Origin of the sequence: Nocardia bovistercoris (assembly GCF_015674855.1) — a bacterium.
Lineage (GTDB): Bacteria > Actinomycetota > Actinomycetes > Mycobacteriales > Mycobacteriaceae > Nocardia > Nocardia bovistercoris.
The window spans coordinates 223,156-244,480 of sequence record NZ_JADMLG010000007.1 but is presented as its reverse complement, the minus strand read 5'-3'; the positions used below and the strand labels follow the sequence as shown (position 1 = coordinate 244,480).

Annotated in this window: 21 protein-coding genes; 4 read left to right on the top strand and 17 right to left on the bottom strand. The window is 68.5% G+C overall.

Features of this window, described 5'->3' with window-relative positions; translation table 11 throughout:
• Positions 1-8: 8 nt before the first annotated feature.
• From IT779_RS18765 to IT779_RS18725, 9 genes are all read right to left on the bottom strand, one after another.
• Positions 9-1,034, bottom strand: coding sequence for a lysophospholipid acyltransferase family protein (locus IT779_RS18765; RefSeq protein WP_196150640.1), 1,026 nt, complete (start codon positions 1,032-1,034; stop codon positions 9-11).
• Positions 1,031-2,104: an NAD-dependent epimerase/dehydratase family protein gene (locus IT779_RS18760; protein ID WP_196150639.1), complete on the bottom strand. Its 1,074-nt coding sequence runs from the start codon at positions 2,102-2,104 to the stop codon at positions 1,031-1,033. The genes IT779_RS18765 and IT779_RS18760 overlap by 4 nt, the downstream gene beginning before the upstream one ends.
• 217 nt (positions 2,105-2,321) lie before the next feature.
• Entirely contained in the window at positions 2,322-2,423 is a 102-nt protein-coding gene (locus IT779_RS18755; protein ID WP_003402602.1) for a 30S ribosomal protein bS22, read from the bottom strand.
• A gap of 241 nt (positions 2,424-2,664) precedes the next feature.
• Positions 2,665-2,949 carry a helix-turn-helix domain-containing protein gene (locus IT779_RS18750; RefSeq protein WP_196150638.1) on the bottom strand — a complete coding sequence of 95 codons (285 nt, stop codon included), beginning with the start codon at positions 2,947-2,949 and terminating at the stop codon, positions 2,665-2,667.
• Positions 2,950-3,219: 270 nt separating this feature from the next.
• Positions 3,220-4,062 (bottom strand): pyrroline-5-carboxylate reductase, encoded by an 843-nt coding sequence (gene proC / locus IT779_RS18745; RefSeq protein ID WP_196150637.1) that lies wholly within the window; start codon positions 4,060-4,062, stop codon positions 3,220-3,222.
• A 56-nt stretch (positions 4,063-4,118) separates the two neighbouring features.
• Positions 4,119-5,018 carry a thioesterase family protein gene (locus IT779_RS18740; RefSeq protein WP_196150636.1) on the bottom strand — a complete coding sequence of 300 codons (900 nt, stop codon included), beginning with the start codon at positions 5,016-5,018 and terminating at the stop codon, positions 4,119-4,121.
• 93 nt (positions 5,019-5,111) lie between these two features.
• Positions 5,112-6,002 (bottom strand): sugar phosphate isomerase/epimerase family protein, encoded by an 891-nt coding sequence (locus tag IT779_RS18735; RefSeq protein ID WP_196150635.1) that lies wholly within the window; start codon positions 6,000-6,002, stop codon positions 5,112-5,114.
• A 42-nt stretch (positions 6,003-6,044) separates the two neighbouring features.
• On the bottom strand, positions 6,045-8,168 hold the full coding sequence (locus IT779_RS18730; RefSeq protein WP_196150634.1) for a hypothetical protein: 2,124 nt from the start codon (positions 8,166-8,168) through the stop codon (positions 6,045-6,047).
• Complete coding sequence (locus tag IT779_RS18725) at positions 8,165-9,196, bottom strand: Ppx/GppA family phosphatase (RefSeq protein ID WP_196150633.1); 1,032 nt, start codon at positions 9,194-9,196, stop codon at positions 8,165-8,167. Before IT779_RS18725 ends, IT779_RS18730 begins: the two co-directional genes overlap by 4 nt.
• Positions 9,197-9,315: 119 nt before the next feature.
• Here IT779_RS18725 and IT779_RS18720 point away from each other — a divergent pair, with 119 nt between their 5' ends.
• Both IT779_RS18720 and IT779_RS18715 read left to right on the top strand, forming a co-directional pair.
• On the top strand, positions 9,316-10,143 hold the full coding sequence (locus IT779_RS18720; RefSeq protein WP_196150811.1) for a hypothetical protein: 828 nt from the start codon (positions 9,316-9,318) through the stop codon (positions 10,141-10,143).
• Positions 10,144-10,295: 152 nt separating this feature from the next.
• Positions 10,296-10,628, top strand: coding sequence for a hypothetical protein (locus IT779_RS18715; RefSeq protein WP_196150632.1), 333 nt, complete (start codon positions 10,296-10,298; stop codon positions 10,626-10,628).
• Between the two features lie 63 nt (positions 10,629-10,691).
• Here the strand turns inward: IT779_RS18715 and IT779_RS18710 are convergent, their stop codons facing one another.
• From IT779_RS18710 to IT779_RS18675, 8 genes are all read right to left on the bottom strand, one after another.
• Positions 10,692-11,381 carry a response regulator transcription factor gene (locus tag IT779_RS18710; RefSeq protein ID WP_196150631.1) on the bottom strand — a complete coding sequence of 230 codons (690 nt, stop codon included), beginning with the start codon at positions 11,379-11,381 and terminating at the stop codon, positions 10,692-10,694.
• A complete protein-coding gene (locus IT779_RS18705) occupies positions 11,378-12,613 on the bottom strand; it encodes a sensor histidine kinase (RefSeq protein WP_196150630.1) in 1,236 nt (411 codons plus the stop codon). The genes IT779_RS18710 and IT779_RS18705 overlap by 4 nt, the downstream gene beginning before the upstream one ends.
• Before the next feature lie 246 nt (positions 12,614-12,859).
• Positions 12,860-14,911 (bottom strand): CocE/NonD family hydrolase, encoded by a 2,052-nt coding sequence (locus IT779_RS18700; RefSeq protein ID WP_196150629.1) that lies wholly within the window; start codon positions 14,909-14,911, stop codon positions 12,860-12,862.
• Positions 14,912-15,033: 122 nt separating this feature from the next.
• Positions 15,034-15,774 (bottom strand): phosphoglyceromutase, encoded by a 741-nt coding sequence (locus tag IT779_RS18695; RefSeq protein WP_196150628.1) that lies wholly within the window; start codon positions 15,772-15,774, stop codon positions 15,034-15,036.
• Positions 15,775-15,853: 79 nt separating this feature from the next.
• Positions 15,854-16,747 (bottom strand): ROK family protein, encoded by an 894-nt coding sequence (locus tag IT779_RS18690; protein WP_196150627.1) that lies wholly within the window; start codon positions 16,745-16,747, stop codon positions 15,854-15,856.
• Between the two features lie 176 nt (positions 16,748-16,923).
• A complete protein-coding gene (locus tag IT779_RS18685) occupies positions 16,924-17,442 on the bottom strand; it encodes a type III secretion system chaperone family protein (RefSeq protein ID WP_196150626.1) in 519 nt (172 codons plus the stop codon).
• 15 nt (positions 17,443-17,457) lie between these two features.
• Positions 17,458-18,882 carry a D-inositol-3-phosphate glycosyltransferase gene (mshA, locus tag IT779_RS18680; protein WP_196150625.1) on the bottom strand — a complete coding sequence of 475 codons (1,425 nt, stop codon included), beginning with the start codon at positions 18,880-18,882 and terminating at the stop codon, positions 17,458-17,460.
• Positions 18,883-19,011: 129 nt separating this feature from the next.
• Entirely contained in the window at positions 19,012-19,830 is an 819-nt protein-coding gene (locus IT779_RS18675) for an alpha/beta fold hydrolase (RefSeq protein WP_196150624.1), read from the bottom strand.
• A gap of 64 nt (positions 19,831-19,894) precedes the next feature.
• On the opposite strand from IT779_RS18675, the gene IT779_RS18670 reads away from it, so the two are divergent.
• Together IT779_RS18670 and mscL are read left to right on the top strand one after the other, a co-directional pair.
• Entirely contained in the window at positions 19,895-20,629 is a 735-nt protein-coding gene (locus IT779_RS18670; protein WP_196150623.1) for an SDR family NAD(P)-dependent oxidoreductase, read from the top strand.
• A gap of 35 nt (positions 20,630-20,664) precedes the next feature.
• Positions 20,665-21,228 carry a large conductance mechanosensitive channel protein MscL gene (gene mscL, locus IT779_RS18665; RefSeq protein ID WP_198428660.1) on the top strand — a complete coding sequence of 188 codons (564 nt, stop codon included), beginning with the start codon at positions 20,665-20,667 and terminating at the stop codon, positions 21,226-21,228.
• The last annotated feature ends 97 nt before the right edge of the window (positions 21,229-21,325 follow it).

Below are 21,325 nucleotides of genomic sequence, written 5' to 3'. Positions count from 1 at the left end.
CGAAAGCGCTACCCGGTGAACGGGTTTCGCCTCTTGGTCAGCAGCTTGTAGAGCGTCTGCTGGATAGTCTCCCGAACCTGATCCGTGACCTCGAACATGGTCATGGGGTCTTCCGCCGCCTCGGGATCGTAACCCGCGGTAGACACCGGCTCCCCGAACTCGATGTACCACTTGGAAGGCAACGGCACCGCGCCCAATGGGCCGAGATGTGGGAATGTGGGCGTGACCGGGAAGTACGGCAGGCCCATCAATCGGGCCAGCGGCTTCAGGTCGGCCAGCTTCGGGTAGATCTCCTCGGAACCGACGATCGAGCACGGAATGATCGGCACTCCGGTCCGCACGGCGGCGGCCACGAACCCGCCTCGGCCGAATCGCTGCAACTTGTACCGGTCGGCATAGTTCTTCCCGACCCCTTTGAAACCTTCGGGGAACACGCCGGTCAGCTCACCGGACCGCAACAGTCGCTCGGCATCCTCCCGGCAGGCGAGAGTGTGGCCCGCTTTGCGCGCCAACGAACCGAGCACCGGCATCTCGAAGATGAGGTCGGCCGCGAGTAGTCGCAGCGCGCGCTGCTTGGCGTGGTTGTCGTGTACGGCCAGCTGCAGCATCAGACCGTCGATCGGTATGGTGCCCGCGTGGTTGGCGACGATCAGCGCGCCGCCCACTTCGGGAATGTTCGACATCCCGCTGACCTGGACTCGGAACCAGGCGTCCGAGAGCGGCCGCAGCGTGGGCAGGATGACCGATTCGAGCAGATGCTCGTCGAAGCCGAATTCATCGACCTGGTAGTCGCCGGTGAGTCGGCGCCGCGCGAATTCCGCGGTCTTGGTGATCTGTTTGCCGAGCGCACCGCGCACCAGATCCGATACCGATCGCGGCGCCGGTGGTTCGGCGGCGGCGAGCCGGTCGGTGAGGGAGGTCACTTCGCTGGGCGCCGTGCGTACCGCGGGCTCCGGCCTGCGGCGCGGTGCGCCGCGCTGGCGCGACTCCACCGTCTGGTCGTGAAGGTGAATCACTTTCGCTACGTGGCTCATGACTGTGCTCCCGTACCGGCCCCGAGCAGGCCGAGCAGTTTATTTTCTGCGGCATCGATCCACGCTGGATCGAAGACGGGCCGCAACGCTGCGCCCCCGATGAAGTCGTCGAATGCCTGTACCGTCGTCCAGCGTGGCGTGAACTGGAGTTCGGTGCGCATCCGGGTGGTGTCCAGACCACATCCGAAGTGGAAATAGTCGAGCTGTTCGCCGGTGAACTCACGCATCACCGGACCCATCAATGCCCGTCCGGCGGTGCGGAACAGGGCGAAGGGCACCGGCAGTTCGAGTCGGCCCGCTCGCCGGACCGCTTGGGACAGCGTCAGCGCGCCGTCCCCCGCCACATTGTAGGTGCCTCCCGGCGTTCTGCGCGCGGCGTGCACGACGGCGGCCACCGCGTCTTCCTCGTGCAGCAGTTGCAGGCGCGCGTTGCGGCCGAGCACGGTGGGGGTCACGGGTGACTGCAGGTATTGCACACCGCGACCGGCGAGCCGCGGTCCGACGATCGGCGCGAATCGCAGTATCGATGCCGCGATATCGGGCCTGCGCCTGGCCAGGCCGCGGACGAATCCCTCGATTTCGATCATGTCTCGCGCGAACGCGCCGCGCGGCGGCTTGCGTGCGCTCATTTCCTCGGTGAATTTCGCGGGGTCCTTGGCGCTGCAACCGTAAATCGCGGAGGTGGAGCGCACCACGACGCGGCGCACGGATGGCGACTTCTGACAAACCGCGAACAATTGCATCGCGCCCAATACGTTGAGGTCCTTCATCACCGCCCGGCCGCCACCGGCAGGGGGCCGCGACAATACCGCGGCGTGCACCACAGTATCCACCTCGTTCCCACTGATCACTTTGCGGATCAACGGATTCCGAATATCGGCGCGCACGAATTCCGCGCGTCCCATACGGCGGCGCAACTCGCGGGTCGGTGTCATGGTGTCCACCGCGATGACCCGTTCGATGCCCTGGTCCTGCGCGAGCTTGGCCACGGCGTTGCCGCCGAAGAATCGACTCGCGCCCGTCACCATCACCACTCTGGGCGTGTCGCCACCTCTTACCTCAGATCCCATCGCACCGGATCCCACCTACGAGGTACCTCATTCCATTTCCTGGCGGTTCCAGCGTAACCGCAGGCGACCGCGACTCCGAGAGTATTAACCAGCTTCTAACGATGACTTCAGTCACCGGATACATCCGACCATTTCAAATCTTGCTGTTTCAAAAGGTGAGGCCCGTCACCCTGCGGGTGACGGGCCTCATCATTCGAGATCTCGGAGCGCGCGAGCCTTACTTGCCGAGTTTGCGCCGCTGCACACGTGTACGGCGAAGCAGTTTACGGTGCTTCTTCTTCGACATGCGCTTGCGACGCTTCTTGATCACAGAACCCATAGGGTTTCCTCGCGTTCTCTCTACTCGGCTGGTCGGCACGCACGCTCTCGACGCGCGCTATTTTCGGCGTCCGCGCCGTCGGCCTGCGCCGGACACCACGAAAGCGGCGCCGCCGACGGACGAACACGAACCGAGGGTCTATCTTACCGTTGCCCCGCGAGGGCATTCGCGGGACCCTGTCGACGGCGGCACCGGTGGGAGCCGCGCGACCGCGCGACCACCCACCGGGTACCGCCCCTGGCTATCCGGCGTCGAAGTAGGACGTCTCCAAGTACTCGTGCACCGCTTTCGCGTGTACCCGGAAGGACCGCCCGACCCGAACCGCGGGCAGTTCACCCGAGTGCACGAGCCGATAGACCGTCATCTTCGACACTCGCATCAGATTCGCCACCTCGGCGACCGTCAGGAATTGCGTCCCACCACCGAGTACGGGTTGCTGCCCGGTACTCACGCGGCTACTGGAAGGGCCCGACGAACCGGGGGACGACCCCGAACTGTTCGCAGACATCTTGTTAGAAGACATCATTGCACCATTGACCTCCGGCACGTCCGCGCCGCCGGCTTCCCCACCGGCGGAACAGACACGCACGTGCTCCTTGAAGCTTAGCGTTGCCAGTGGGATTACTGCGACGGGTGTGAGAAATCAGCGTCGCTCGCTGGGCATCGGCGAGTCACCATGCGGACGCGCGGTGTTCGATTTGCGTTATCGGCGGTTCTTCTTCCCGTCACAGTTCTATCCATGATGCGCCGCGATCCGGCGACTGTCGATCACGACGGGATCTCGGATCCGGCGCGATCACGCCAGCGGGCCGCCCGCGACACCGTCGCCGACACCCTGCTCGGCGGAGCGCTGCTTGGCCGCGTGCAGCGCCTCGAGGAAGGCCGATCGCACTCCGCCGCGCTCGAGTTCGCGCAGCGCGGCGGCGGTGGTGCCCGCGGGCGAGGTCACGGCGGCGCGCAACTCCACCGCGGACTGGCCGGAATCGTCGAGCAAGGCGGCCGAGCCGATCATCGTCTGCACGACGAGCTGGTCGGCGACCTCCCTGGACAGGCCGAGCCCGACGCCCGCGTCCACCAGCGCCTCGACGACCAGGAAGAAGTAGGCGGGCCCCGAGCCGGACAGCGCCGTCACGGCGTCCATCTGGGATTCGGCGACCGTGACCACCTTGCCGACCGCGGCCAGCATGTCGGTGACCAGGGCCAACTGCTCGGGACGCGCGTAGCGACCCGGCGCGAGCACGCTCATGCCCTGCCCGACCAGCATCGGCGTATTCGACATGACCCTGACCACCGGAAAGCCCGCGGGTAGTTTGGCCTCGAGGCGCGCGGTCGGCACACCCGCGGCCAGCGATACCAGCACCTGATCCCGGTCGCCGACGTTGAGTTCGGCCTTACCCAACTGGGTGAGCACGGTGTCCACATCGCCGGGCTTCACGGCGATCACCAGCAGGTCGGCGCCGACCACGGCGTCCTCGACCGACTCGGTGACCCGCACACCGAAGCGGCCCGCGATCAGCTCGGCCCGGTCCGCGAAGGTCTCGACGACGACCAGATCCTTGGTCGCCCGCCCCGACTCGAGCAATCCGGCGACCAGCGCCTCCCCGATGCGACCGCCACCGATCACCGCAATTCTCGTCATGGGAGGTAAGGCTAGACGGGACCGCCGCGCGCCACCGAAACCGGGCGACCCCCGCGTCACGCGCCGGGGAAACCCGAAGGGACGAGCGCCAACTGCCTGCTCTGAGCGACCACCGCGCCCGTCGAGTCGAGCACCAACTGGTCCTCATCGAACATCCGCTGCCCGACCTCGTTGGTGGTCGCGATCACGCGCAACCAGCCCGGCGCCGGCCTGCGACGCAGGTAGGTGGTCATCTGCACGGTTGGCGCCCAGCCGAAGTGGCCGAGGTTCATCGGCACCGGCGGGCTCATGTCGGCCGACATCATGGCGAAGTACATGGCCACCGCCGCGTCGGCCGCGTCGCCGGGGCGCGGGCGGATCCACAGCCGCAGGCGCGGCGCACCGCGCCGGTCTTCGAGGAACGGCGACCAGGCGCGATCGAGGAACAGGTCGGCGCCGCGTCCGACGTGCACGATATCGCCCATCCGCGAACCCGGCTCGAAGCCGATGGCGTCGGCGGGCGGCGCGGCGGGCATGTCGAGTTCGCCGACGGTGTGGACCGGGTCGGCGGCGTCGAGGCGGCCGAAGGTGAGGGCGGTGCGGACCAGCCCGCGGCCGCCCTGGACCAGGGTGGTATCGGCGAGACAGATCTGCCTGCCGACCTTGCGGATGCGCACCTCGTACTCCACCGCGCCGGGTTCGGGCGCGCCGAGGAAATCCGAACTGGCGGCGATGGGCGCCATCTCGGCGAGCGCGGGATCGTGCGCGCGCAGCCAATTCGAGGCGGCGGCCGCGCTCGCGGCGACCATGGTGCCGCCGTGCACCTTCGTGGCGATGGTCCAGACCTCGTCGATGACGCCCGCGTAGCGACCGGTGTCGGGATCGACGGCGGGTAGTTCGGTGAGCGCGCACACGCGGCCGAAAGGGGCGTCGTCCGTCTTCGCCACCGCGGCCTCGGCGATCTGCTCCGTCGTCATCCTCACTCCTGTCCTCCATGCCCACACGGGAATTCGTACAGCGTACAACGATGCGGCGCCATGGCCGTATCTCCGACTGGAACGGGATTCAACTCACATATGGGTGACCCGCGACGACCGGTTCGCCGCGGTGTGGCCGTTCAGGTGTTCGCGCGCGAAATCCAAGGTGCGCCCGAGCATGTCCGCGCGCGCGGCGGCCGTGCGCGCGGTCTGGGTGTTGATCTCGGCCACCGCGTGCCCGGCGAACCCGGTGTCGACCAGCATCCGGCAGATGTCGACGCACGGCTGGGTGCCCTCACCCGGCACCAGATGTTCGTCGTGCGCGGCGCCGCGGCCGTCGGCCAGATGCAGGTGCGCCAGGCCGCCGCCCATCCGCGCGGCCAACACCAGCGGATCCGCGCCCGCCGTCGCGGTGTGCGACAGGTCGAGGGTGTAGTGGCGGAAGCCGGTGTCGGTCGGATCGTAGGACGGGCTGAACGCCGTCACCCCCGGCCCCGGCCCGCCCCGGCGCTCCAACCGCCGCGCCGACCCCGCCTTGCGGCCGAACAGGCTGTCCGCGCGCATCGGGAACATGTTCTCCACCGCGACGATCACCGAACTCGTCTCCTCGAGTTCGGCCACCTGCGCCGCGAACCCCTGCGCGTAGCGGCGCTGCCAGCGGAACGGCGGATGCACCACAACGCAGCCCGCGCCGAGTTCCTCCGCGGTGCGGACACTGCGCTCGAGTTTGGCGATCGGATCCGCGCCCCACACCCGCTGCGAGATGAGCAGGCACGGCGCGTGCACCGCGAGCACCGGCATCTCGTAGGCGCGCACGTAGGACCGCACGGTCTCCACGGTCTGACTGGCCGGTTCGGCCCAGACCATCAGTTCCACACCGTCGTAACCGAGTTCGGCCGCGTACCGGAACGCCGCCTCGGTGTTCTGCGGATACACCGAAGCCGTCGAGAGCCCGACCAGAATCGGCGCGCGGGCATCACCCAAAATGCTTCGCCTCCCCGGCCTTCCCCGCTCGCGCCGACCCGTTCAATTCGTGCTGAGCAGGAAGGCCAACGGTCCCAATGTGACGAAGATGCCGACCACGACCGCGATCACCGTGCTGAGGATGTCGTCGGTGCGGCGCAGGATGCGCACCAAGGCGACCAGGCCGAGGATCACGATCATGGCCAATGCCAGCGCCACCCACGGCAACATCTCCCACATGCTCTCGAAACCCTTGAACAGCAGCATGCCCGCGATCGCGGCGCCCGCGCTCTGACCGCCGAGAATCAGCCACTGCCTGCGATTGGCCTCGTGCTCGTCGCGCTGACCGCCGCGCGAGCGGCGCGCCGCGGCCCGGCCCGGCTTGCCGGATCGCGCGGGCGGCTCGTCGAGATCGTCGTCGTCGAGCACATCCATATCGCCGGTGTACGGACCGTAGACATCGGTGTATCCGCCGTCGGCCTCGAGCAGATCCACCGGCTCCCGCTCGGCCTCGCGCGCCTGCCTGCCGCGCTGACCGCGTTCGGCGCGCTCGACACCGTCACGCAGCAGATCGCCCGCGACCGTCGAGCCCGAGAGCAACTGCTGATCCTGACTCGCCAGCGACCACGCCGCGGTCGAGAGACCACCGGATTCCGGCGCGTCGTCCGGCGGCGGTGCGGCGGGTTTGCGTCTTCGCGCTGACCACGCGGGGAGCGCGCCGTTGTCCTGACCGTTGCGATTGCCACGGCCCCGCTCGTCACGGCCATTGCGCTCGTCACGACCATTGCGCTCGTCACGGCCGATGCGCTCGTCACGAAGGTCGGGATCGTCACGGTTGTCCGGTCCGAAACCTCCGCGGCGCGGCGACCTGCGGTTGGGCGGCTCGGGCATCGGATGCGGGGCCGGAGGGGCGAGCGGTGCGGCGTTGGCTTCGAAACCATTGGGGCCGAAGCCATTCGGGCCGGAACCATGCGGGGCGAAACCGTTTCCCTCGGGTCCGTTGCCGTCGAAGCCACCGCCCTCGAAGCCACCGCCGTTGAAACCGTTGCCCTCGAAACCGTTGCCGTTGAAACCATTGCCGTTGAAACCGCCGCCGTTGAAACCGTTGCCCTCGAAGCCATTGCCTTCGAAGCCCTGGCTCTCGGTTCCGTTGCCTCCGGTCCCGTTGCCCTCGAATCCGGTGGCCTCGAATCCGCCGCTCGACGGCGACCACGGCGCTGTCGAAGGCCCCTCCTCCGCTTCCTCGGCGGCGCGGCGGCGCGCGGCCCGACTCGGCCTCGACCGCTCCAGCCGACCGGCGACGCCGTTGCGCGGGGCGCGCTCGGGCCGAGGGGTCGCGGCGGAGACATCGGAAAGCTTGTACACCTGCGTGGCGGACTCGTCCGGTTCGTGCTTGCGCCTGCGCCCACTGCGGCGCGGCAACAACGGTTCGGCGGCCGCGGGCTGTTCGGGCGCGTACCCCGCGGGCGCGGCCTGTGCGGACTCGGGAGCGTATGGCGCCGATCCGGGCGCATACGACGCGGACTCGGAAGCGAACGGCGCGGCAGCGGGGTCGTTCGGCGTCGAACCGGACCCGTACGGCGCGAAGGACGCGGCCCCCGACCCGTACGCTCCCGACTCGGCGCCGTTGGGCGCTGCCCCGTAACCGTATGCCCCGGCATCCGGCACGTACGGCGCGGCGGCCGACGGATCGACACCGCCCACCTCGGGAGCGCTGTGCCGTGCGGTCGGCCCCGGCATCTCCCGGCCCGGCATCACCCGAGCGGAGTAGCCGAGCGGGTCGGGGGCGGAGAGCGGATCGTATCGGGTGATCGGCCCCGAGACGGGCGAGTGGCTCGGCTCATCAGGGGACGCGGCGGCTTCCGGAGTCGCGGCGCCGAACTGCGCCGGATCGAAGCGCGGCGACTCGTAGCCGGGGGACTCCCACGACCTCGGCTCGTAGCTCGGAGTCTCGGCCGCGGGCGGGGTGTAGGACGGCGACTCGTCGGCGGGCGGCTCCGGTGCGGCGTGCGCGGAATGGCTGCCGCCTTCCCGGATGACCGGCAGGTCACCGGTCAGCTCGGCGACCGAGATGCCGCGACTGCCGCGCCTTCGCCTGCCGCCGCCGGAGGACTGGTTCGCGGCCTGTGCGCCGTTGCGCGCCAGCAACTCCGCGACCGACAGTTGCTTGGAATCTTCACCACTCATGACGAAACCGTTTCGATCGGGCCCGATAGCGGCGGCCCGCCATCGGAGCGCGGCGTGCCACTGCCCGCCGCGCCGGATAACTGTGTCGCTCTCGGTCCGCCGTTCATATCGGTATCCAGTTTGCGCAGGATGAGCCCCTCGCGCAGTGCCCACGGACAAATATCGAGGGTATCCAGCGACAGTGCCCGCATACTCGCCTCCGCGATCAACGCGCCGGCCACCAGTTGTTGTGACCGATCGGAACTGACACCTTCCAATTCTGCCCGGTCCGCGGCGGTCATTCGCGAGATGAACGCGATCAACTGACGCAGACCCGAGCTCGTGAGTGTACGTCGAGCCCGGGGTCCGGCGGCAGACGGTGCAGCTCCGGTCAATCTGGCCAGCGATCGGAATGTCTTGGACGTGCCAACGGCCAAGTCGGGTCGCCCGGCGCCGATCAGCTGTCTCGCGGGCGCGACGAGCTCCGCGTCGAGCCAGTCGCGCAGCACCGCGACGCGGCGTTTGCCCGGCGGATCCTCGCGCAGCCAGTCGCGGGTGAGCCTGCCCGCGCCGAGTTGCAACGACAGCGCGACATCGGGCTCCTCGTCGCCGCCGTTGCTCATCTCCAGCGATCCGCCGCCGATGTCGAGGTTCAGGATCCGGCCCGCGCTCCAGCCGTACCAGCGGCGCACGGCGAGGAAGGTCAGCCGCGCCTCGTCGACCCCGGCCAGCACCTGCAGATCCACGCCGGTCTCGGCGCGCACCCGGGCCAGGACCTGCTCGGAGTTCTTCGCCTCACGCACCGCGGAGGTGGCGAACGGCATCAGTTCCACGCACTGCGAGGTCTCGGCGATGCTGGCGAATTCGGCGACGGTCGAGATGAGCCGTTCGGCGCCCTCGATGGTGATCCGCCCCACGTCGTCCATGTTCTCGGAAAGCCGCAGCGTGGCCTTCGTCGAGCTCATCGGCATGGGGTGACCACCCCGGTGGGCGTCCACGACGAGCAGGTGGACGGTGTTGCTTCCGACGTCGAGAACCCCAAGGCGCACATGAATACGGTACTGGGTCAGCCTGAACTGCGGGCCAGGCGATCGAACTGTTAGCGTCTCGAAGTGTGACCGAACGCGGCGAAACCGTGAGCGCGACCCGCCCCTTACCAGCGGGGAAGATCGATCCGAGTCCCGAGGTCGATCTCGACTTCCCGCGCGAGTGGATCGAGTTCACCGATCCAGCTAATGACGAGCATTTGATCGCCGCCGACCTCACCTGGCTGCTTTCGCACTGGACCTGCGTCTTCGGCACGCCGAGCTGCCAGGGCATCCTGTCCGATCGCCCGGACGACGGCTGCTGTTCACACGGCGCTTTCCTGTCCGACAAAGACGACCGAGATCGCCTCGCGGATGCTGTGGGAATGCTCACACCCGAGGACTGGCAGCTGATGGACGAGGCCACCAACGCCAAGGGCCGGATCACCCGCAAGGGCTATCTGGAGCTCGACGAACTCGAGGACGAGCCCGCGTTGCGCACCCGCCGCTTCGAAGGCGCCTGCGTCTTCCTGAATCGTCCCGGTTTCGCGGGCGGCGTCGGCTGCGCCCTGCACACGATGGCGCTGCGGCGCGGCCTGCTCCCGCACACCGTGAAACCCGATGTCTGCTGGCAGTTGCCCATCCGGCGCACCCAGGAATGGGTGGACCGCCCGGACGGCGTGCAGATCCTGCGCACCGTGATCACCGAATACGACCGACGCGGCTGGGGTCCCGGCGGCCTCGACCTGGACTGGTACTGCACGGGTTCACCGGACGCGCACGTCGGCGAGCGCCCGGTGTGGCAGTCCTACGGTCCCGAACTGACCGAACTGCTCGGTGAGCCCGCGTACGCGGAGCTGGCGCGATACTGCAAGCGGCGGGAAGGGCTCGGCATCGTCGCAGTCCATCCGGCGACGGTGCACGCCGAGCGCAATGCCGAGCAATCGCGGCCGAACGCGACGCCCGCCTGAACACCCCGCTGTGGGTTTGCTCACGAGCAGGCGATTCGACAGCCGATCGCACCGCGTCCGAAGCGGATGGCCGGTCCGAAAACTTTGAGTAAACCCCTGCGGACACCTGCTCGCCATGCGAACTTCACCGACTTCGGGTTGGATGCTCGGTCATGAAGAAAGCGTTCACTCTCGCAGCAATCGCACTCGGCTCCACCTTCGCACTGACCGGCGTCGCGCACGCTGAGCCCAACGGCGATCCCGCCAAGTACGCGGACTTCACCGCGACCTTCGTCTCCGGGCTCGATCCGAGCGCGCTGAACGCCAAGGCCCAGGGCAAGAACGTCATCGTGAGCCCCTACGGCGTCAACCACACCATCGCCTGCCGCGGCAACGGCGCCGACGTGCCGATCTACGCGTGCATGCAGGAAGACGACCTCGGCTGGATCACCCTGCAGCTCGTCGATGTCCCCGGTATCGGCCCCGCCTGGACCTACTTCCCCTGAGCCGACCACTTCGGCTGAGCCGACGAGGGCCGCGCCGCCGGTGCGGACGCGGCCCCTCGCAGCTCACGCCTCGAGCTTGTATCCCAGACCGCGCACGGTGACCAGGTGCTCCGGCTTCGCCGGATCGGCCTCGATCTTCGAACGCAACCGTTTGACGTGCACGTCGAGGGTCTTGGTGTCGCCAACGTAGTCCGCACCCCACACGCGGTCGATGAGCTGGCCTCGGGTCAGCACCCGGCCCGAATTGCGGAGCAGGTACTCGAGCAGGTCGAACTCCTTGAGCGGCAAGGTCACCGGCTTGCCGTTGACGAGTACCGTATGCCGGTCCACGTCCATCCGCACCGGCCCGGCCTCGAGCACGCCGCTCTCGTTGGTGCCGTCGATCTCGTCGCCCGCGCCGCGGCGCAACACGGCACGGATGCGCGCGATCAGCTCGCGGGCCGAATACGGCTTGGTGACATAGTCGTCGGCGCCGAGTTCCAGGCCGACCACCTTGTCGATCTCGCTGTCACGCGCGGTGACCATGATCACCGGCACGCCGCTGCGGGTGCGCAACTGCTTGCACACGTCGGTGCCGCTCATGCCGGGCAGCATGAGATCGAGCAGCACGATATCGGCGCCCGAACGGTCGAATTCGGCGAGCGCGGACGGCCCGTCGCCGACCACCGTGACCTCGAAGCCCTCCTTGCGCAGCAGGAACGCGAGCGGATCGGCCAACGACTCCTCATCCTCGACGATCAGAACACTGGTCATCTGCGTGCCTCCACACCGTTGGGTCTGCCCGCCCCCGAAGGACGCGGGCTGATTTCTCTCATGCTCACCACGACGCCGTCGGCGTCTTCTTCGCCGTCGGACTCGCGGTGCGCGGGTATTCGCAGGGTGAACGTGGATCCGGTGCCGAGCTTGCTCCACAGGGTGATCTCACCGTTGTGGTTGGCCGCCACGTGTTTGACGATAGCCAGTCCGAGGCCGGTGCCGCCGGTGGAGCGCGAGCGCGCCTTGTCGGAGCGGAAGAATCGTTCGAACACCCGCTCCTGGTCTTCCTTGGCGATGCCGATGCCGCGGTCGGTGACCGCCATCGCGACGTGGTCGCCGCGCAGCGACCGGCTCACCGACACGTGCGAACCCGCGGGCGAATAGGCGATCGCGTTCTCGACCAGGTTGGACAGCGCGGTGACGAGCAGGGTCTCGTCACCGAGTACCTCCAGCCCGCTCGGCCGGTCGGTGCTGACCGTGATGCCCGCCGCCTCGGCCGCGGTGCGCGACCGGTCGACGGCCTGCATCACGACGGTGTCGACGTCGACCACCTCGAGTTCGGGCAGTTTCTCCGCGCCCTGCAGCCGCGACAGCGCGATCAGTTCGGTGACCATCTTGCCGAGCCGCCGGGATTCGTCGAGGACCCGATTGCCGAAGTGCCGCACGGCCTCCGGGTCGTCGGCCGATTCCAGCAACGCCTCGGCGAGCAGGCTCATCGCGCCGACCGGGGTCTTGAGTTCGTGGCTGACATTGGCGACGAAATCGCGGCGGGTGGCCTCCATCCGCGCCTGTTCGGAGTCGTCGTCGGCGAACAGCACCGTGAAGGTGGTCTCCTCGGGCGAGAGCGGTCGGGCGACGCCGCGCACCGCGATCCGACTCCGGCCCGGCAGCGGATTCTTGGCGGTGAGGTCGAATTCGGCGGACTCCCCTGAGGCGAGCACCTTCTCCACCGCGGCCCAGGCGCGCTCGTCGAGCAGGCGGTTGCGGACCAGGCCCAATTCCTCGGCGCGCGGGTTAACCAAGAGCACATCGCGGTATTCGTCGACGACCGCGATTCCGCTCTCGGAGGCGAGCACGATGAGGTCGAGCACCTGCGACATGGTCAGCCCCGAGTCGGCTTGGCGGCGGGCGGCCTGGCGGGCGTTCACATACGGAATCAGTAGCCCGCCGACTGCCAGGCCGACGACAGCCGCGACGACTGCCAACAACACGGCCTGCGGAACGCTCACTCCTGAATCGTACGGTCGGGGACCGACTACCCAACGGGGGGTACAGGAAGTTTCGCGCAGGTCACGACCACTTCCAAGGCCGTTAGCCGCCCGTTTACGAACTGTTTTACATACCGATGCGACTCCGAATCCATCCCCGTTGAAAGCGGAAATCGGCCACCGCGAAAGTCGTGCGCGGCAGCCGAAATCCGACCGGACAGTAGGCAGGGAATCCCGGCGCGCGAACCCTCGCGCGCCCGGCGCGGATCACCAGCCCGGGTTACCACGCAGCGGTATGTTCACGAAGCTCGGCTCGCTCGGATCCAGTCGCAGATGCTGCGGCCGCAGACCGGTGTCGACGAGCATCGGCAGTACCGGAAGTCCCTTCGGGAAGTTGCCCGCGAAAACGTCGACGCGCAACCGGTGTCCCGGGCGGAGCACGGCTTCGGTCGCGGTCAGGGCGATATCGAGCACGGTCGGTTCGCCGGGCACGGTCGGCTGCCGCGTGTCCAGCGAGGTGAAGGGCCTTGGGTCGGTGTAGTCGCCGTCGGCCGAGCGGGTGCTGTTCGCCTCGTCGATCGCGCGCAGCGAGGCCATCAACTGGCCGGAGGACAACACGGTGGACTGCCCGTCGGGCGCGACGTCGTTGACGGTCACCGTCCAGTACCCGTCGGCGGCGTCCTGAACGGTGTTGAGACGCACCGCGATCGGACCGGAGACGGCGGTATCCGCGGTCACCGGCGCGCTGGTGAAGGTGAGCGCGTTCGTCTCGGCGATCCGAGAATCCTTCGCGCAGCCGTCGATGATCGAGAGCAGGCCCGCGCTGCCCTGGGCCGCGTCGTTGGAGCACAGGTTGGTCAACCCCGGCGCGACGGTCAACTGGGCGTCGCCGGAAACCGGTGTCGCCGAGAGCGATCCGTCGTACAAGCCTGCCGCGGTGCCGCTGCGCGCGGCCGACAGGTACATCCTGCGGTGCGTCGCGACCTCGTCGCCGGTCGCCGAATCACCGAAACCCGAGGCGCTGACCCAGCCGCCGCCCTGTTGACGCAGGGTCACCGGGCCGTACCCGTCGATGCCGTTGTCGATGTCCTTGAGCCACCTGTCGAACCAGGCGCGCTGGAGCACATCGATGCGCGGCGGGAGACCCGGCTTGCCGTACTCGTTGCCGGAATTCAGGTGGTAGGTATTGCCCATCAACAACTGTTTGTGGCCGGGCGGCAGCGGAATCTCGTTGTAGATCTTGGATTCGGAATAGGTGAACAGGTCGTGCCAGCCGCCGACCACGAAGGTCGGCACGCGAATCGCGCTCGGATCGCTCAGATATTGCTGCCGCGCATCGCTGGAATCGTTGAGCAGTTCCATCAGTCGCGGGTCCGCGTCCTGGAAACGGGTCGAGGTGTAGGCGTTGAGGAAGACGTCCATGAAGGTCAGCGGGGACGCCGAGCGATCGGCCAGCCACTGCCAGTCGAACTGTCCGGTGACGACGGACTGCAGATCCGGCACCCATTTCAGGGTGTTGATGGAGGTCAGCCACAGCGGGATGAAGCTGAAGCCGAAACCGCCGCCGGGCGCGAGCACGTCGTTGACCAGATCGCTGCCCGGTACCACCGGGAAGATGGCCTGCAGCGCGGGCGGCTGTTTCGCGGCGGCCTGTACCTGGTTGATCGCGGAGTAGGACAGCCCGCTCATCCCGATGCGCCCGTTCGACCACGGCTGTCGCGAAGCCCAGTCGATCACCTCGACGGTGTCCTGCTGTTCGCGGTCGCGCAGCAGATCCCACTCGCCCTGCGAGAAGCCCGTGCCGCGCACGTCGACGACGACCTGGGTGTAACCGCCCTGGATCAACTGGCGGTCGACGGAGAAATTGCGCAGTTCGCCGCCGCCGAACGCCTTGGTCAGGTCGGTGAGGCCGGACAGCGGGGTGCCGGTGAGGTCGAAGCGGCGCAGCAGGTCGATCAGCGCGTCGGAGAGTCCGGGGATGGACTGCGCGTGGTCGGCGAGATTCGACACCAACTTCGTGTACGGGGTGAGGTTGACCACCGTCGGGGTCGGCACGTCGACCGGGCGGCCCGAGGCGTCGGCGGGGCGATAGACATTGCCCTTCAACACCGTTCCGTCGCTCATCGTGATGGGCACGTCCCATTCGATGAACACCCTCGGATACGGCTGGACAGCGTCCTCGGTCGCCGTCCACGCCGCGCCCGCCGCGCCGCCGTCGGGTCCGGTGGAGACGGGTGCGGCGGCGGCGCCGGTACTCAGCAGTGGAACGAGCATGGCGGCGGCGACCGAGGCCACCGCGGCGCGAAACGCGTACTTCATCGGACGTGATCCACCTCTCGAACATGAGAATGCCGAGAAGCATACCTAAACCTACTCGCTGGTAGATCAAGAACTGTTCGAGCGACCAACTCCGGCGTTCGCGGCGGAAGAGCCCGGAACGGCTACTTACCGCCGCCCTGATTCGCGACCGCGGCCGCGCCCGCCGCCGCGGCCTCGGGATCGAGGTACTCGGCCGGACGCACCGGACGCAACTGCTCGTCCAGCTCGTACCGCAGCGGGATGCCGGTGGGAATGTTCAGGCCCGCGATGTCCTCGTCGGAGATCCCGTCCAGGTGCTTGACCAGCGCGCGCAGCGAATTGCCGTGCGCGGCGACCAGTACCGTCTTGCCCGCCAGCAGATCCTTCGAGATCGTCGACTCCCAGTACGGCACCATGCGCTTGACCACGTCGAGCAGGCATTCGGTGCGCGGCACCTCGATATCGGCGTACCTGGGGTCGGCGTCCTGGCTGTACTCGTCCGCGGGATCGATCAGCGGCGGCGGGGTGTCGTAGCTGCGCCGCCACAGCATGAACTGGTCGTCGCCGTACTGGTCGCGGACCTGCGCCTTGTTCTTGCCCTGCAACGCGCCGTAGTGCCGCTCGTTGAGCCGCCAGTCGCGCACCACCGGAATCCAGTGCCGATCGGCGGCGTCGAGCGCGAGATTCGCGGTGCCGATGGCGCGGCGCAGCAGCGAGGTGTAGACGATATCCGGCAGGATGCCGCGCTCGGCGAGTAGCTCGCCCGCCCGTTTGCCCTCCGCGATGCCCTTGTCGGTCAGATGCACATCGACCCAGCCGGTGAACAGATTGAGGGCGTTCCATTCGCTCTCGCCGTGGCGCAGCAGCACGAGGGTGTACGTCATGCGGCCCATTCTGGCACGACACGGAATCCGGTACGCCGCTCGAGCGACGTACCGCACACCGGCTCGACCGAGACCGCCGTCAGCCCCCGTTCGACAGCGCGGTCAGCAGTCCGGCGCCGACCAGCGTTGCGTGCTCGCCGAGCTCGGATGGCACCACTTGGAGATCGCGCAGGAATCCGATGCGCGCGTGCGCCCCGAGCGCCTCCTGCATCGGACGCCACAGCGGCTCACCGGCTTGCGCGAAGCCGCCGCCGACCACGACCAGGTCGACATCGAGCAGCGCGGCCGCCGACGCGATCGCCTGGCCGAGCGCGATACCGGCCCGGCGCAGGGCGGCCTTGGCGATCCGGTCACCCTCGTTGGCCGCCTCGGCCAGTTCCTTGCCGGTCGTCCCCTCCCAGCCGCGCTCACGCGCCCAGCGCACCGAGGAAGGGCCGCTGGCGATGGCCTCGACACAGCCGACGCCGCCGCACGCGCACGGGTCGGTCGAGCCGGGCACCACCACGTGTCCGATATGGCCCGCGTTCCCGGTGTGCCCGACCGCGACCATGCCGCCGACGATCACACCGCCGCCGATACCGGAGGACACCGTCATGGCCAGCGCGTCCGGCGTCTCCCGCGCCGCGCCGAAATGCCGCTCCGCCAACGCCAGACACACACCGTCGATCGCGAACCGCACCGAGGCGCTCGGAAACAGTTCGCGCACGGCGGGCACGATCGGGAACCCGTCGGCCCATTCCGGGATATTGAGCGGCTGCATCACGCCGGCGGGCGCGTCGACCGGACCGCACGCCCCGATGCCGACGACCTCGATCTCGGCCCCGTTCGCGGCGGCGCGCAGCAGCCCGGCGCACGCCTCCCACACCCCCGCCTCGGGCACCTGGATGCGCCCAACCTCGTGGGTGACGCCATCCGGGCCGACCAGCCCGACAGCCATCTTCGTCGCCCCGATGTCCAGTGCGAGCGCCGTCATATCTCCAACCCCCAGCGTCGAAAGATCCGGGACCGCGACGAATTCGCGGTCCCCTGACATTCATAACGGAGGGGAACGGTAACGGTTGAGTAACCCTGTCACGCGGCCGGGTCGGCCTCATCGGCTCAGTCGGGTGGCCTCATCGCTTCAGCCGGGTCGGCTCGAACGCGGTGAGGTCAGGGTTTGTCCTCGGCGTCCACCAGATGTTCGAAGGCGCGCAGATTGTTCAGCGACTCGCCGCGCGAGACCCGCCACTTCCATTCCTTGCGAATGGATTCCGCGAAGCCGAGTTCGAGCAGGACATTGAAGTCGGCGTCCACCGCTTCCAGCACCTGCCCGAAGATCCGGTCGAGTTCGTCGGTGGTGACCGCGTGCGCGGCGACGCGGCCAACCAGGTAGATGTCCCCGACGCGGTCCAGCGTGTAGGCCACCCCGTAGAGCCTGCGGTTGCGGCGCAGCAGGAATTTGTAGACGCCCTCGAAATTCTCGTCGGGCTTGCGGCACACGAACGATTCGACGCGCACGCCGTGCTTGCCGACGGTGAGCATGAGCGTGGTCTTCAGTTTGCGTTCGCCCGGCAGCACGACGACGAACACGTCGTCGCTCGGTCGGGTGTACTCGATTTCGCGATCGCTCAGCGTCTCGTCGATCACCCGCGCGATATCGGGGGCGGGCGTCTCCGGTGTCGGTGTCATAGTCGCGGCTCCATGTCAGCGGGGTATTCCCATCCGGCGCCGCCGCAGCGACGGGTATCCGGTCGACGCGCGCACCTGGCCTGCGAGGCTCGCGCGTTCGCCGGGTACCCGGTCGCGCGGATCCACACGCGGAACACCGTACGGTCCGTCGAGCACGACGGCGCGCCGCCGGTGCGCGTCGAATTCGGCCATGGCCGAGGAATACCCGGCGAGCAGGCCGTCGGCCGTGTGCTCCCAGGAGAACTTGGCGGCATGGTCGACGGCGCGGATCGCCATGCGACGCAAGCGTTCCGGATCACCGAGCAGATCACCCATGGCCGCGGCCCAGTCGGCGATGCGGTGGCCGGGGACCAGCAGGCCGGTCTCGCCGTGGCGCACCGCGGTGCCGAGTCCGCCGACGTCGGCGGCCAGCACCGGGGTTCCGCTGGCCTGCGCCTCGATGGCGACCAGCCCGAAGGATTCGTTGTAGCTCGGCACCGCGACCAGGTCGGCGGCCCGATACACCTGGACGAGCCGCTGCGGCGGCTGCGGCGGCAGGAAGGTGACGCGGTCGGCGATGCCGAGTTCGGCGGCGAGGTGGATGAGCGCGTCGGGGCGGTCGAGGCCGGTGCCGGACGGCCCGCCGACGATCAGCACCCGCAGCCGCCCGGCCCGCTCGGCGTCGGGCGCGCGCAGCAATTCGGCGGCGGCGCGCACCAGCACGTCGGGGGCCTTGAGCGGTTGGATGCGCCCGACGAAGGCGACGACGCGTTCGCGGGGATCGAGCCCGAACAGCGCGCGGGCGGCGGCTTTGTCGCCGGGCCGGTAGCGCGCGAGGTCTGCGCCCGGCGGCACCACATCGATGCGGTCCGGCCGCGCGCCGTACATCTCGACCAGTTGCCGCGCCTCTTCGGCGGTGTTGGCGATCATGCGGTCGGATTCGGCGATGACCTGCTTCTCCCCGATCTCGCGGGTCAGCGGTTCCGGGGAGTCGCCTTCGGCGAGCGCGGCGTTCTTGACCGCGGCGAGCGTGTGCGCGGTGTGCACGAGCGGCACCCGCCAGCGGTCCCTGGCCAGCCAGCCGACCTGGCCGGACAGCCAGTAGTGCGAATGCACGAGGTCGTAGTGACCCGGCTGCTGCCGCGCCTCCTGGCGCAGCACCTCGCCCGCGAAGGTGCACAGCTGCGTTGGCAGATCCTGTTTGTCCAGACCCTCGAATGGGCCGGCGACAACATTGCGCACGAGCACGCCGGGCGCCGCCTCTTGGACGGGCGGCAGATTCGACGCGGTCGCGCGGGTGAAGATCTCGACTTCGATGCCGCGACGGGCCAGCTGTACGGCCGTTTGCAGCACGTACACGTTCATTCCGCCCGCGTCGCCGGTGCCCGGTTGGGCGAGGGGTGAGGTGTGCACCGATAGCACGGCGATCCGTTCGGGCCGTAAATCCGGGCGTTGACTCACACATCCATAGTGCACGGTGCGCCCACCCCTCCCGCAACCACGGGCGGCCAAGTGACAGCCATCACAGGATACGCGTGATATCGCTCACCCTCCGATACTCCACTCCTCGAAGAAGTGTTCGACCAGCGGTTATAGCGAATCGATGAATTCGGCGCACGCTGCGACGAATCGTGCTTCGTCCTCGATGAAGAGGCCGTGTTTCGCCCCGTCCCAGAACGAACCGCGCCCGTCCGGCACGGTCGCCAGGATGTAGCGGCCGTTCTCCACCGGCACCACCGGATCGTCGGTGCCGTGCAACACCAGCACCGGCACATCCAGCGCGCGCAGCATGTCGGAGTTGTCGACCGTCCGGTAGAACAGCGCCTTGCGCACCCGCGGCGGGGTCGCCAGGCTCGCGCCGTAGAACCGCTGCGCGTCGACGCCGCGCTCCCCCGGCCCGGTATTGGCGTCGCCGAACTCCGCGAACGCCCGCGCCGCGCGACCCGCGCGCTCCTCGAAAACACCCGGCATGGCCCGCGTCAACGCGACACCGGTCAACGCCCCCGGCACATCGCGGCCGATATTGGCCATCGACCCCGTGAACACCACACCGGCGACCGCACCCGTACCGTGCGCGGCGAGATAGTCCGATACCACGATGCCGCCGTAGGACCAGCCGAGCAGCACCGCGCCGGTGGTCACACCCTCCGCCGCGAGCACCGCGGCGATATCGGCGGCCCAGTTCTTCGGATCGTCGTACCCCGACTCGGGCGCACCGGAATATCCGTGCCCGCGCAGATCGACCGCGATCACCCGGTAGCGCCGCGCCAACGCGTCCGCGGCCCCACCCCAGCACCGCAGGTCGGCGGCCCAACCGTGGACCAGAACCAGAGGCCGCGCGTCCGGGCGCCCCGTCACCCGATAGGCGATACCGGTTCCGTCCGCGCTGATCGTTTCCCGAAGTGCCACGTCACCGAGGGTAGCGGTGACGGGGGCAACAGCATCCGCGTACCGCCGCACCTAGTATCGCGGCATGAGCAAACGCACCGCTGTCGTCACCGGAGCCAGTTCGGGCATCGGCGAAGCCACCGCGAGGCACCTCGCGAGCCAGGGCTACCACGTCTACGTCGGCGCCCGGCGACTCGACCGGCTGAAGGCGCTGGCCGACGAGATCGGCGGCACCGCACTCGAACTCGACGTCACCTCCGACGCTTCGGTGGCCGAGTTCGCGGGCGCGCTCGAATCGGTGGACGTGCTTGTCAACAACGCGGGCGGCGCGAAAGGCACAGCCAGCGTCGCCGACGCCGACCTCGACGACTGGCGCTGGATGTGGGAGACCAACGTCCTCGGCACGCTGCGAGTCACCAAGGCGCTGCTGCCGCGCCTGATCGCCTCCGGTGACGGGCTCATCGTCACCATCACCTCGGTCGCGGCCTTCCACGCCTACGACAACGGCTCCGGCTACACCTCCGCCAAACACGCACAGGCGGTGCTGCATCGCACGCTGCGCGGCGAACTGCTCGGAAAGCCGGTGCGGCTCACCGAGATCGCGCCCGGCGCGGTGGAGACCGAATTCTCGCTGGTGCGCTTCGGCGGCGACGCCGAACGCGCCGCCAAGGTCTACGACGGCATCGACCCGCTGGTCGCCGAGGACATCGCCGAGATCGTCGGATTCGTGGCCTCGCGGCCGCCGCACGTGAATCTCGACCAGATCATCGTCAAACCACGCGATCAGGCCGACCCGGGACGCTTCGCTAGGCGATCCTGAATCCGGGCATCCCGAACAGGACGCATACGAACCGGATGGGAGTTTCAGCGGTGTTCAAGGGTTTCAAAGATTTCCTGATGCGAGGCAATGTCATCGACCTCGCGGTCGCGGTGGTCATGGGCACCGCCTTCACCGCCGTGGTGACCTCGGTCACCAAGGGCATCATCAACCCGCTGCTAGCGGTCTTCGGCACCAGTGGCGAACTCGGCCTCGGCTTCCACCTGGTGCCGAGCAAACCGGCGACCTTCGTCGAAGTCGGCCCGATCATCACCGCCCTGCTGAACTTCGCCATGATCGCCGCGGTGCTCTACTTCGTGCTGCTCCTGCCGATGAAGACCCTCACCAACCGCTTCGGCACCACCAAGGCGGCCGAGCCGACGCAAACCGAACTGCTCATCGAGATCCGCGACCTGCTCGCGAAACAGGCCACCGGACAGGAGAGCACGGCGACCGCGGTCGCCGAGGCGGAGGCGAGCGCGAACTCGGACGCGCGGGGAGCCGGTTCGATCGACACCGGAAGCGATGCGAGCGCGAACGCCGACTCCGGCCGCGCGGACTCGCGAGCGGCCGACGAGATCCCCGTGCGCAGTCGAAGCTAGGAAACCTGCCCGTTCCCACTCCGATGCGTGGCGTGCGGTCGCTGTCACCGCCCGCACCGACAACGGTCGCGACCGAGGTTCGCTTGCCGTGGCGATC